We start from the raw sequence: 12,068 nt of genomic DNA, 5'->3' as shown, positions 1-12,068 counted from the left end.
TCAACTGCAAAGTGGTTAACGCAATGTTAAATATTTTACCTTATTTATGATGTTTAAGTTAGGATTGTTCGCCATTAAAGGGTAAATTTAAGCTCTTTTACTGAGAAAGTGTAACTCCCTCATTTTGTGTTACACTTTGGGTATAGCTCGTTTTCTATTGTATTTAAAAGCAGTATCTGTGAGGAGTCATGATGCAAAAAAGTGTGATGTCACAACTACAAACAGGCCGTTTGTATGGTAAAAAATGGCCAATGCGTAAAGAGCTTGCGCCTTTGTTTTTAGAGTTTAGAGTGATTAGAGCGACTGAGCTTGCCATTACAGTAATGCCAATCTTGGCTATGCTAACGTTGTTTTTTCAGCTTAATTACTTAGGATCTGATTTTTTACCGCAAGCCATTGCGAGTGCATTATTTTTTATATCGTTACCTTTACAAGGTTTATTTTGGTTAGGCAAACGAGCGCAAACGCCTTTAGATCCTGCGATGCAAAAATGGTACAACGAGCTGTACACTAAAATGGCGGCTAATGGATATCAAACGCAGTTAAGTGAAAACAAGCCCCGTTATATGGAGCTTGCTAACTTACTTAAAGATATGTTTGAAAAAATGGATAGAGCATTTACTAAAGAGCAGTTTTAGCGGGTTATACCATTATCTATTTTGGTAAACTGAGTAATATAAAATGATAAGGTGACATTGTGTTCACCTTTTTCTTCGAGTGCTGTCCAGTGCTCGGGTCTAAATTTCCATGCAAATGGCGTCATCATTATTAAGTTTTTAATATCAGTAAAGCTAAGCGCTACATGCTCTGTTAAAAGAGCCTGTTCTGCTTTTTGAAACCCTCTTGGCGTGGCTATTTCAGTATGTTCGTTTACTTCTGAATATATATACGATTTTAGCTCTTTTAAATGATAAGGGCCTGGGCTTGCGACCACTAATGTTGCATTTTTATTAGCTAGACGTTCAATCTCTTCCTCAAACAAAGGTGCAAATACGCTAATAAGTACATCAGCAAATTGACTTTTAAAAGGTGCTTGGCTAATTGATGCAACACTAAAATGGCAATTAGGGTAGCGCTTTGCTGCATATTTAACGGCAGATTTTGAAATATCGACACCGTATACAACTGCGTCTGTTTTACTGGCTATTGCTTGGGTATAAAACCCTTCGCCGCATCCTAAATCTATAACCGTATTCGAACTTATTCGACCGACTAAATCGCTAAGATTTTGTTGTAAAAAGCGGTAGTATCCACGCTCTAAAAATGCGCGTCTAGCTTGTACCATTTCAAGGGAGTCGCCCGGTTGTTTTGAATTTTTTTGTTGCACAGGCAGTAAATTAACATACCCTTCTTTGGCAAAATCAAAGCTGTGGTTATTAGCACAACGAAGTGTTGAATCAGCTTTCAAAAGTGCGAGATTACATAGCGGGCATTGATATTGTAGACTCATGAGTCTAGGTAGTCCTTATCGTAAAAAGTTTTTACCCAATGCGGGCGATAGGTGATCATAATTGTTATAGCCATGCCGTTGAGCATTGCTTCAGGAAACCAAATTATGGCACTTAAATAAACGTAGTTATCTGCAAGTTCTTGCCAATTGTATTGCCCTATAGCTAAGTAAAATAAAGCACCTAGGCTTATTTTTATACAGGCTATAAACCCTGCAGTTATAAACGCACAAACAAATATATAAACAAAAAAATGACGAGGTAAATACTGGTAACTAATTATAAAGCCAAGGTAGCTTAGTAAAATAGGAATAAACGCACCAATAAGCAGTTGTACTGGTAACAGTTCAAGTTCAATTTGACCAAATGCAGTTAGTAGCGCTGTGGCAAGTAGGCTACTTAAGATAGTCAATCGCCAGCCTAAAATTAATGTCGCGGCCGTAACGCCTAATATGTGTAAATCAAGGCCAGTTAAAATTCCTGCTTTTATTCGCCAAAGCACTGCAAACACTAACGCACATGCAAGAACTCCAGTTTGACGGGCTGGCGTATTAAGCAATGTTTTATATGTTTTTTTATCAAAGCTTAGTAGGGCAATAATAATTACAAGGGCCCAAAGTAGCCCTTGTATTGTTATGCTTAGCATAGTAATTACTTAAATGTTGACCATATAGGGGCATGATCTGAGGGTTTTTCAATACCGCGCAGTTCGTAATCAATGCCAGTATCTATACAGCGTGCTGCAAGCTCATTAGTTGCAAGTACTACATCTATTCGAAGCCCTCGGTTATCTACAAACCCTTTAGAGCGATAGTCAAACCACGAATATTGATCGTCTGTTTCTGGGTTTTGCTCTCTAAAGGTGTCTTTAAAGCCCCAATTAAGTAATGTTGCAAGCCATTCACGCTCTACCGGTTGAAAAGAACATTTACCCGTTTTTAACCAACGCTTTGCATTAACTTCGCCAATACCAATATCTAAATCGGTGGGTGATATGTTGATATCGCCCATAACAATGACGTCTTGATCGGGGGTGTGGTTGGTTTCAAGGTGTGTCATTAAATCTTTATAAAATTGTCGTTTATAAGGAAATTTAGTTTCGTGATTAATATTATCACCTTGTGGGAAGTAGCCATTCATGACTGTAAGGTCGCGACCGTTATCTTGTTCAACAGTGACGCTTATCATGCGTTTTTGCGATTCCTCTGTATCGGTAGCAAAGCCTTTTAAGACCGATTTAGGCTCTTTTTTGCATAACATAGCTACGCCATAATGGGCTTTTTGGCCATGAAAGTAGACGTGATATCCCATTTTTTGTACATCTTCTAGTGGGAATGCTTCGTCATGAACTTTAATCTCTTGCAAGCCAATAACGTCTGGTTGATGTTTGTCGATAATTGCTTGTAATTGGTGGAGACGAGCACGCAGACCATTGATATTGAAAGAAATCACTTTCATAAAATTTACCTTAAAATTGGATCTATTTAATGAATTAAATTGTATCAGTAAATACGCGTACATAACATGACTGAAATGAGAAAATAGCTGCACAAATGTTGATCAATTGGTGAGTAAAGTTTAAATATTGTAAATGCAGTATTGATTTTTTAAATAAATAAAAAATTCAATTGAACTTAACTTTATTGAATATATAATGCGCGAAATTCACTTGTTTAGCTCGTTCAAATAGGATCTCTCATGAAAACACAACTACTTTTAGCTACTGCTTTATTAGCATCTGCAACTGCTTCAGCACAAAGCAATACTTACTTCAGTCAAGATAATAAAATTGAGTCTAAGTTATGTGTACTAAGCGCAAACGAAGGCTTTAGTGTTGCTCGTAAAGAAGCTGCTCAGCACGGTGTTTACTTATCTCGTTTTTCTAAAAGCATTTTATGTAATGGTGAAGATATTCGCGATATTGCTAAAAAAACGACATTAAGCAACGCATCAGTTGAGAAAGTAGAAGTATTTGCAAAAGACGCTCAACAAGAAACTCAATTATGTATGACGGCTTTAAAACAAGGTTTAGCACCTGTTCGTCAAAAAATTGGTAACTTAAACTCATTAAAATGTAATGGTCAAAACGTTACTGAGTTTGTTAAACGCTACCAAAACGCAGCAATCTAATTATTGGCTGAACTATATAACTAAAATTGAGATACCTGGTTTTTTACCGGGTATTTTTTTGCAAAAATTACAAGGTTGTTTGCAAAGCTTGCAAGCTTAACTTATTGAAAGTGTTCAATAAATATACCAATCAAGATTAAGTTGTTGATTCTTATAAGTTAACTATTATTGGCATTGGATTTGTATTAGTTAAAGTGACATTTAATTAATTACGAAGGATACGTCTTATGAAAAAGTTAACATTAGCAGCCACTATTTTAGCATCATTAAGCCTAGCGGCTTGTTCATCTAATCAAGGTCTTGAAAGAATAGACAGTGACTTTGCAAGTTTAGATAATGACAGCGATGGCTACATCTCAAAAGTTGAAGCTGATGACGATAGCATTTGGGGCCATTTTTCAAATATTGATACCAATATGGATAACGAAATTAGCCGCAAAGAATTCAACACTTACATGAAGTTAAACAATGGTAAAGTAGCCACTGATTCTGAAGTAAGTGAGTCGGCATTTAAAGCTGAAATCGCTAAATTCGATAAAATTGAAAGCAGCTTTTCAAGCTTAGATAACGACAGCAATGGCTATATCTCGGTAGTTGAAGGTAACGATGATGATATTTCAAATCATTTTGGTTACATGGATAAAAACCAAGATAAGCGCATCAGTAAAAGCGAGTTTATGGGTTACATTAAAAAATACGGTAACGCTGTAGCTGAAGATGATGCATTAGAAGCCATTAAACACAGCTAATATTTGTTGTTTTAAAGAGTAAATTAGAAGCCAGTGATAATCACTGGCTTTTTTGTGTTTAAAATCTAGTTATTTAGTAGATATATTTTCCTAGTTTGGCGTTGTTCTGTCATAATAGATGGCTGTGTATTTTTATTTGTTAAGAGTGTGTATGGCGGGTCGACGAATTAGTGATGAACAACTAGTTGAGATCATTGAAGCAGCTATTTTTGTTGCAGATAAGCCTGTGAGTAAACGCCACCTTAAAGATACTGTATTAATAGATTTAGCTATTTCTATGGCGCGAATAAACGACGCAATAGATACAATACAAGAGCATTTTCAAACTCGTGGTATTCGCTTAGTCGAAGTTGGTAGCGGTTATCGTTTTCAGGCATGCAGTAGTTTAAGCCCTTGGTTAAATAACTTGTGGCAAGAACGCGCGCCTAAGTATTCACGTGCTTTACTGGAAACATTATCACTTATTACATACAGGCAGCCCATTACACGCGGTGAAATTGAGCAAGTAAGGGGGGTTACTACGGGTTCGAATATTATTAAAACCCTACTCGAAAGAGAGTGGGTTAAAGTGGTAGGGCATAAAGAGGTTCCGGGTAAGCCGGCTTTATATGCAACTACTAAACAATTTTTAGATTATTTTTCGTTAACTGGACTTGAAAACTTACCTGCGCTGCCAACAGAGCAGCAAAGTAAAATTAACCAGTTATTAAGTGATCCTTCTGTGAGAGAACCATCCGAATGAGTATACAAGGTGAAAAGTTACAAAAAGTCCTAGCCCGTGCAGGCGTAGGCTCACGCCGTGAAATGGAAAAATACATTGATGCAAACCGCGTTAGTGTAAACGGTAAAGTGGCAAAGTTAGGTGACCGTGTTGAAGAAACTGATTTAATTCGTGTAGACGGACACACTGTAAAGATTGAAGAAAAAGCAGATAGAATCTGTCGTGTAATTATGTATAACAAACCAGAAGGTGAGTTAAGCACACGTAAAGATCCAGAAGGGCGTCGTACAGTATTTGACCGACTTCCTCGTATTGATGGTGAGCGTTGGATTGCGGTTGGCCGACTAGACGTTAATACTTCGGGTTTGATGCTTTTTACTAATGATGGTGAATTAGCTAACCGCTTGATGCACCCAAGCTATGAAGTAGAGCGTGAATACTCTGCACGTGTATTTGGTGAAGTAACCAACGAGACGGTTAAAAACTTACTACGTGGTGTTGAGCTTGAAGATGGTCCAGCCAAATTCACGACTGTAACCCCTATGGGTGGCGAAGGCGTTAACCGCTGGTTTAACGTGACGTTAAATGAAGGACGTAACCGTGAAGTACGTCGTTTATGGCAGTCTCAAGATGCGGAAGTATCTCGTCTTATTCGTATTCGTTACGGTAAACTAGAGCTTGATAAGCGCGTGCCACAAGGTGGTTGGATGGAGTATGATTTAGAAACAGTAAACTACTTACGCAAAACCGTTAAATTAGGGCGCGAGACACAAACTAAGCTTTCTGTTATGCCTGAAAAACGCAAAGATAAACGCGCTAAAATCAACCAGATCCGTAAAGCAGTTAAAAAACACAATCAACGTGTTAAGCCTACTAAACGTAAATAATAAATTAGTTATTTATTGAACACAAAAAAGCCGCTAATTGCGGCTTTTTTAATGTGTTGTTTAAATTTTTTAAACTCTAAATTACTTTTTTACTTGAGCATCTAACGATTCGCCATTCACTTTACTAGAATCATCGCTCATCAAGTATAAGTAGGTTGGCATTAAATCTTCTGGTGTAGCAAGCGCGTCTCTATCTTCTCCTGGGTATGCAGCAGCGCGCATAGAAGTGCGAGTAGCGCCTGGATTAATACAGTTTATACGAATATTCGTTTTGCCTACTTCACATGCCCATGTTTGCATCATGCCTTCTACTGCAAATTTTGAGATGGCGTATGGCCCCCAAAACTCACGGCCTTTGCGGCCTACACCTGATGACGTAAATACTATCGATGCATTATCAGACTTACGAAGAACAGGAAAAAGCGCTTTAGTGATCATCGCTTGCGCGGTCACGTTTACTTTCATTATGTTTTCGAACGTAGATGAGCAAAAATGTTCAAGTGGACCAAGTGACCCTAAAATACCTGCATTATTGAGCAAGCCATCAAGGCGGCCAAATTGATATTCAATTGTTGCAGCAAGGTCACGGTAGTTTTGTTTAGTTGCGCCTTTTAAGTCCATGGGCACAATTGCAGGTTTAGGGTAACCTGCATTAACAATTTCATCGTAAACACATTCAAGTTTATTAGTTGTTTTTCCTAATAAGATAACTGTAGCGCCGTATTTTGCATACGTAATTGCTGCTACTCGGCCAATACCATCACCGGCGCCTGTTATTAAAATAATTTTATCTTTAAGTGCGTTTTCAGCCGCTTGATATGTGTGCATAAAAGTACCCATTCATCTATTTTTTTTGATTTTAACATAGCGAAACGTGAAGTAATCGAATTTATTGTAAAATTAGGTGGCGAAAATAGAAACTTTACGTTAAGTTTAACTGGTCTAATGTCTCATTAATAACCTGATTACATTGTTTTAACTTAATACACTGATTAAACACACTATAAAAATAAAATATGTGCGGAGCCAACAATATGAAAAAAATGCTACTTTCACTCTCTGTTACAGCTGCCTTGGCAGGTTGTGGCGGCGGAGAAACGTTAGAAGATGTTAAGAACGACACAGCAACCGTTATTCCAACAGCAACGGTTACATTTGACCCTGCTGCAGGTATCTTATCGGTACCTAATGATTTATTAATGAGTGGAACCCAAGACGGTACACTTAATATTCCTGGAGAATTAGATGACGACAATGTGTCTATTTCTCGAGCAGCTTATGCTGACCCTCAGCTTGCATTAGGTGCACTTGATGGTTGGTCTTCGCAGGTTCCTTATAAAATCGATTTAACATTTCCGCCAAATGTGAGTTTAGATGAAACGTCTGCTGGGACACCAGGTACAGTTCGCATTTTTGAAGTAGTAATGGGTGCAAGTTTAACTGACGCAGAATGTTCAGTTGTTGCTGCCGGTACAGCTTGTAAATTGGTCGGTGAGCTTACTTTTGGTGTTGATTTTGTTACTCAAGCTTCTGGTGATGCCGTTGCAATTATTCCTTTAAAACCATTTACGGCAGGTAGCTCATACATCAATGTACTAACTACTGGTCTTAAAGATTCATTAGGGCGTTCTATCGAGCCTTCTTCTACTTATGGGCTGGTTAAACAAGAAGCGCCATTAATTACAGAAGCCCAACTTGGTTTGCAGGGCGCTGTTAACAGTTACGAAAATGTAGTTGTAAGTTCAGGAAATATAACAAAAGAAGATATTATTTTTTCTAGCGCAATGACTATTCAGTCTGCGGGGCCAGTACTTGGGACAATTAAAAAATTGCTAGCTGCAAGTTTGCAACAGCCTGCGATGCCAACGCCTGCGCTTCAAGTTCCTGAACAACCGATGGTAAATGTACAACAGGTATTTGCTTCTCAGGGTGTAGAAGTGTCTGCTGCTTTCTCTGGTGTTCAATATCAAAAAGGTAGCATTATGCTACCGATGTATTTAGGTACACCAACGGGTACTGATATTAGTGATTTAAGTGATACATATTGGCAAGGTATGTGTGATAACGCGGTGGCAATAATCGGTTACAAGGCCGTTGCTGGTGATGCATTTCCGACAGATCCTATTAGTGAAAATGATGGTTTATGTTCTGCATTAAGTGACGGGCAATTACGTGACTTAGGACTAGATAGCACACGTCATTTAACAAAATATAACTCCATTCCAAAAGTACAAAGCATGGCAAATGTGCCAGTGCAAGTTACTAAGCCTATTTTACCAATAATTAATGGTGTACGTGCACAGTTACAATTAGATCCTATCGCAATGCCTGATAGCGGATGGCCAGTTGTTATTATGCAACACGGTATTACAACACAAAAAGAAAGTATGCTTGCTTTAACGGCGCAGCTTTCTATTCAAGGCTTTGCAACAGTTGCTATTGACCATCCAAGACATGGTGAGCGTGGAATAGATGTTGATGGTGATGGAACAGACGACTTTAATGCAACAACGGGTTCTGTGCTTAGTTACATGAATTTAAGTTCATTACTTGTTGCGCGTGATAGCTTACGTCAATCAGCGGCTGATTTATTAGGTTTACGTTTAGGTCTAAACTTTATTAATGATGCAACGATTAATGCGCAAGATGTAACTTACATTGGTCATTCATTAGGCTCTATTGTAGCCCCTGCATTTATTGCACAAGCTAATAACCCATTAGCGCCAACCGTTGACCCATTATTTAATGTAAACACAGTAGCACTTGCAAGCGGCGGCGGCGGTATAGCTAGCTTCTTACTAGAATCAGCTGCATTTGGTCCATTTATTCAAGGTTCAGTACTTTCACAAGCAGGTACAACAGAAGCTGATGAGTTTAACGCGTATTTACAAGTTGATGCAGTGTCTAACTGTGGTGCAGTATTGCCAGATATGGAAGCATATTTAACCTGTGGTTATAACGAGTATGTAGCTTCGTTAACTACAGCTGGTGAAACAAGTAAGCTTACTAATATTCAAGGAGTGTTTACTCAATTTGCATTTGCGGCGCAAACAGCACTTGATAGTGGCGATCCAACTAATTACGCAGCCACTGTGAAAGCATTAGGCACTCCTGTTTATACTAATGTTGTTGTGGGCGATGGTGTTGATAACAAGCCTGACCAAGTGATACCACCAATGGCAGCTAATAATCCTATTTCTGGCACAATCCCATTAGCTAACTTGATGGGTCTTGAAACAGTAAGTACTTCGCAAGCATTGAGTGAAACACCAACAAGCTACTTAGTTAAATTTACTAAAGGGCATCATGGTTCTATATTAACGCCAGCTCAAGATGCTGCACAAGCTGCAACTGTTGAAGGCAGTGCTGCCGCTAATACAGAAATGCAGTTGCAAGTAGCTACTTACTTAGCTGCTCGCGGTCGAATGTTATTAGTTTCCAACCCTGAGGTTGTGACTGATTAATAACCAGTAAAATAATTAACCTTTAAAAGCCACTGAAAAGTGGCTTTTTTTTGCTTTAAAGCATGCTAAATTAGCTGAAATTTATAAATGGAGAAACCAGTTGGAATTTTTATACGAATACGGTTTGTTTTTTGCTAAAACAATTACTTTTGTTATCGCTATTGCAGTTATTCTAATGCTAATAGTTGGCGCTGCAGTTAAGCCTAAAGCCAAAAAAGGTGAAATACAAATTGACGACATATCAGAGCAATTAGTCGATCTTAAAGAAAGTTTTCTACAAAATACGCTGGGTAAAAAAGAGTTTAAAACGCACCAAAAACAGCTTAAATCGCAAAGTAAAAAAGCAGATAAAGATGAGCCTAAACCTCGTTTATATGTAATTGACTTTGTAGGTAGTATGGACGCTCACGAAGTAGAAAGCTTACGAGAAGAAATAACAGCCATTATCTCTATTGCTAACCCAAGTAAAGACAAAGTACTTATTCGTTTAGAAAGTGGCGGCGGAGTAGTGCATGGCTACGGACTTGCTGCATCTCAGCTACAGCGTATTAAAAATGCCGGTATTCCTTTGAGTGTTGCAATTGATAAAGTAGCAGCGAGCGGTGGTTACATGATGGCGTGTGTAGCCGATGAGATACTTGCAGCCCCTTTTGCCATAGTTGGATCTATTGGTGTGATAGCTCAAATACCAAACTTTAATAAAATATTAAAGAAAAATGATGTGGAATTTGAGCAAATAACTGCAGGTGAGTTTAAACGTACACTTACTTTATTTGGTGAAAACACAGATAAGGCCCGTGAAAAATTTCGTGAAGAAATTGAACAAACACATGATTTATTTAAAACGTTTGTAAGCACTCAACGCCCAAGCTTAGATATAAACTTAGTTGCGACAGGCGAGCATTGGTTTGCAACTCAAGCGATTGATAAAGGTTTGGTAGATGTTATAAAGACAAGTGATGATGCATTGCTGGAGCAGCAACATGAGCGCCAAATTTATAAGATTAAATACAAAATTAAAAAGGGATTAAGCGATAAGCTAGCTCTTGGCCTGAGTAGTGGTGTAAATAAAGTGGGAATAAACTTACTCTCAAAATTTAAATCCCTAAATCCTTAGATTAGAATTTTTTTACGATTCAGTTTAATTCTTTCTACTCGAAAAAAAACCTTGATGTATTGCATCAAGGTTTTTTTATAGCTGTATAAATGTAGCTTATGAGTCAATAGACTTATGATAATCTTCTAAGTCTTTAGCTGCATTAGGGTCGTTAAAGATGCTCTCATCAAGTTCCCCTTCAGATTTAGCCACAACACAGGTAACCATACAATCACCGGTTACATTAACTGCTGTACGTGTCATATCTAGCAAGCGGTCTACACCGATAATAATTGCAATCCCTTCTACAGGTAAGCCAACTTGGTTAAGTACCATGGCCAGCATTATTAAACCAACACCAGGTACGCCTGCTGTACCTACAGAGGCAAGTGTTGCTGTTAATATAACCATTAGATAATCAGAAATTGTTAAATCTACACTAAACACTTGTGCAATGAATACGGTAGCCACACCTTGCATGATAGCAGTGCCATCCATGTTAATGGTAGCACCCAGTGGGATAGTAAATGAGGCAACCGAGTTATTAGCACCTAGTTTTTTAGTAGCAGTTTCAAGTGTAATAGGCATAGTTGCGCTTGAGCTCGAGGTACTAAATGCAAATAAGCATGTGTGCTTCATTTTTGCTAAGAAAATAAGCGGGTTTAAGCCCGTTAATATTTTTAAAAGCAATGTGTAGTTTACGAAAGCATGTAATAACAGCGCAAGCACTACAACGCCAAAGTATTTGGCTAGGCTAACAATTAAGTTAAGCTCAATTGTTGTAAATAGTTTTGCCATTAAAAAGAACACGCCATAAGGTGCAATGTTCATTAACAGCGTAACTAGTTTTAAGATTACTGTGTTTAAATCTTCAAAAACACTTGCTACGCGTTTGCCTGTTTTACCACTTAATGCCATTGCTACACCAAATAATAGTGCAAACACTATAACCTGAAGCATATTACCCTTGGCCATTGCTTCAAATGGGTTAGTAGGAAACATATCTATAATTACACGTGCAAGGGTAGGCGCTTCTTTAGCATCATAAGTTGCATTAGATGGTAGGCTGATGCCTTCACCAGGGCTAAATAATAAGGCAAGTGTAATCGCCACTGTTATAGCAATAGCTGTAGTTAATAAATATAAACCAATAGATTTACCACCTAGGCGGCCTAGTTTTTTAGGGTCGCTTAAGCTACAGGTACCACAAACGAGCGATACAAAAACAAGAGGCACAACTAACATTTTTAAGCTGGCAATAAATATTTGGCCACCAACATGGAAAATACCATCAACAAAAAAGGCTTTAATTGGCAAAGAGAATAACCCAAGTGGTATTAGATAATCGTCTTCACCAGCTAATATAGCCTGAAATATAAAACCTACTGCAACCCCAAGCGCCATACCAATCATGATGCGAGTGGTTAAACTCATTGAACGGATTTTTGACATATTCCCTGATCTACATTTTATAAATTTGCCATAGACTACCAGCAAGGAAATATTTACTACAGAAAAAATTGGTATTTATTTAAAATTATTTTGCACAAAAAAGTAATAAAAAACTGAGATT

The 12,068-nt window shown here is 38.0% G+C and carries 12 protein-coding genes; 7 read left to right on the top strand and 5 right to left on the bottom strand.

What is annotated here, in order from left to right; genetic code table 11:
• Window positions 1-191 precede the first annotated feature (191 nt).
• Window positions 192-638, top strand: a complete 447-nt coding sequence (yfbV, locus tag I6E69_RS07995; protein ID WP_024596543.1) for a terminus macrodomain insulation protein YfbV — start codon at window positions 192-194, stop codon at window positions 636-638.
• On the opposite strand, the gene I6E69_RS07990 is transcribed toward yfbV, so the two are convergent.
• From I6E69_RS07990 to xthA, 3 genes are read right to left on the bottom strand one after another with little or no spacing between them, the layout of a single operon-like run.
• Window positions 635-1,450: a putative RNA methyltransferase gene (locus I6E69_RS07990; RefSeq protein ID WP_197121003.1), complete on the bottom strand. Its 816-nt coding sequence runs from the start codon at window positions 1,448-1,450 to the stop codon at window positions 635-637. The genes yfbV and I6E69_RS07990 overlap by 4 nt on opposite strands.
• Window positions 1,447-2,094, bottom strand: a complete 648-nt coding sequence (locus I6E69_RS07985; RefSeq protein WP_182692884.1) for an energy-coupling factor ABC transporter permease — start codon at window positions 2,092-2,094, stop codon at window positions 1,447-1,449. Before I6E69_RS07985 ends, I6E69_RS07990 begins: the two co-directional genes overlap by 4 nt.
• Before the next feature lie 5 nt (window positions 2,095-2,099).
• Window positions 2,100-2,906: an exodeoxyribonuclease III gene (gene xthA, locus I6E69_RS07980; RefSeq protein ID WP_024596546.1), complete on the bottom strand. Its 807-nt coding sequence runs from the start codon at window positions 2,904-2,906 to the stop codon at window positions 2,100-2,102.
• A gap of 240 nt (window positions 2,907-3,146) precedes the next feature.
• On the opposite strand from xthA, the gene I6E69_RS07975 reads away from it, so the two are divergent.
• The 4 genes from I6E69_RS07975 (at window position 3,147) to rluB (ending at window position 5,935) form a co-directional block, all read left to right on the top strand.
• Entirely contained in the window at window positions 3,147-3,578 is a 432-nt protein-coding gene (locus I6E69_RS07975; RefSeq protein WP_007582577.1) for a hypothetical protein, read from the top strand.
• A 227-nt stretch (window positions 3,579-3,805) separates the two neighbouring features.
• Window positions 3,806-4,327 (top strand): EF-hand domain-containing protein, encoded by a 522-nt coding sequence (locus I6E69_RS07970; RefSeq protein ID WP_002959711.1) that lies wholly within the window; start codon window positions 3,806-3,808, stop codon window positions 4,325-4,327.
• A 151-nt stretch (window positions 4,328-4,478) separates the two neighbouring features.
• The gene (gene scpB / locus I6E69_RS07965) at window positions 4,479-5,069 is read left to right on the top strand and encodes an SMC-Scp complex subunit ScpB (RefSeq protein WP_197121002.1); all 591 of its coding nucleotides are present in this window, start codon (window positions 4,479-4,481) and stop codon (window positions 5,067-5,069) included.
• Complete coding sequence (gene rluB / locus I6E69_RS07960) at window positions 5,066-5,935, top strand: 23S rRNA pseudouridine(2605) synthase RluB (RefSeq protein ID WP_138488964.1); 870 nt, start codon at window positions 5,066-5,068, stop codon at window positions 5,933-5,935. The genes scpB and rluB overlap by 4 nt, the downstream gene beginning before the upstream one ends.
• An 81-nt stretch (window positions 5,936-6,016) precedes the next feature.
• Here the strand turns inward: rluB and I6E69_RS07955 are convergent, their stop codons facing one another.
• Window positions 6,017-6,763 (bottom strand): YciK family oxidoreductase, encoded by a 747-nt coding sequence (locus tag I6E69_RS07955; protein WP_002959717.1) that lies wholly within the window; start codon window positions 6,761-6,763, stop codon window positions 6,017-6,019.
• A 206-nt stretch (window positions 6,764-6,969) separates the two neighbouring features.
• Between I6E69_RS07955 and I6E69_RS07950 the strand changes: the two genes are divergently transcribed.
• Window positions 6,970-9,399 carry a VolA/Pla-1 family phospholipase gene (locus I6E69_RS07950; RefSeq protein ID WP_197121001.1) on the top strand — a complete coding sequence of 810 codons (2,430 nt, stop codon included), beginning with the start codon at window positions 6,970-6,972 and terminating at the stop codon, window positions 9,397-9,399.
• A gap of 100 nt (window positions 9,400-9,499) precedes the next feature.
• A complete protein-coding gene (gene sohB / locus I6E69_RS07945) occupies window positions 9,500-10,516 on the top strand; it encodes a protease SohB (RefSeq protein WP_197121000.1) in 1,017 nt (338 codons plus the stop codon).
• A gap of 96 nt (window positions 10,517-10,612) precedes the next feature.
• Here the strand turns inward: sohB and I6E69_RS07940 are convergent, their stop codons facing one another.
• A complete protein-coding gene (locus I6E69_RS07940; RefSeq protein ID WP_024606768.1) occupies window positions 10,613-11,947 on the bottom strand; it encodes a dicarboxylate/amino acid:cation symporter in 1,335 nt (444 codons plus the stop codon).
• Window positions 11,948-12,068 lie beyond the last annotated feature (121 nt).

Origin of the sequence: Pseudoalteromonas sp. NZS100 (genome assembly GCF_015864815.1) — a bacterium.
GTDB classification, from domain to species: domain Bacteria; phylum Pseudomonadota; class Gammaproteobacteria; order Enterobacterales; family Alteromonadaceae; genus Pseudoalteromonas; species Pseudoalteromonas distincta.
Note: the sequence above shows the minus strand (reverse complement) of the source record. Positions and strands in the feature narration are given on the sequence as shown.

Bases quoted from the DNA above. Each gene is read 5' to 3' on its own strand.
- yfbV (WP_024596543.1), top strand. From the start codon at position 192: ATGCAAAAAAGTGTGATGTCACAACTACAAACAGGCCGTTTGTATGGT.
- I6E69_RS07990 (WP_197121003.1), bottom strand. From the start codon at position 1,450: ATGAGTCTACAATATCAATGCCCGCTATGTAATCTCGCACTTTTGAAA.
- I6E69_RS07985 (WP_182692884.1), bottom strand. From the start codon at position 2,094: ATGCTAAGCATAACAATACAAGGGCTACTTTGGGCCCTTGTAATTATT.
- xthA (WP_024596546.1), bottom strand. From the start codon at position 2,906: ATGAAAGTGATTTCTTTCAATATCAATGGTCTGCGTGCTCGTCTCCAC.
- I6E69_RS07975 (WP_007582577.1), top strand. From the start codon at position 3,147: ATGAAAACACAACTACTTTTAGCTACTGCTTTATTAGCATCTGCAACT.
- I6E69_RS07970 (WP_002959711.1), top strand. From the start codon at position 3,806: ATGAAAAAGTTAACATTAGCAGCCACTATTTTAGCATCATTAAGCCTA.
- scpB (WP_197121002.1), top strand. From the start codon at position 4,479: ATGGCGGGTCGACGAATTAGTGATGAACAACTAGTTGAGATCATTGAA.
- rluB (WP_138488964.1), top strand. From the start codon at position 5,066: ATGAGTATACAAGGTGAAAAGTTACAAAAAGTCCTAGCCCGTGCAGGC.
- I6E69_RS07955 (WP_002959717.1), bottom strand. From the start codon at position 6,763: ATGCACACATATCAAGCGGCTGAAAACGCACTTAAAGATAAAATTATT.
- I6E69_RS07950 (WP_197121001.1), top strand. From the start codon at position 6,970: ATGAAAAAAATGCTACTTTCACTCTCTGTTACAGCTGCCTTGGCAGGT.
- I6E69_RS07940 (WP_024606768.1), bottom strand. From the start codon at position 11,947: ATGTCAAAAATCCGTTCAATGAGTTTAACCACTCGCATCATGATTGGT.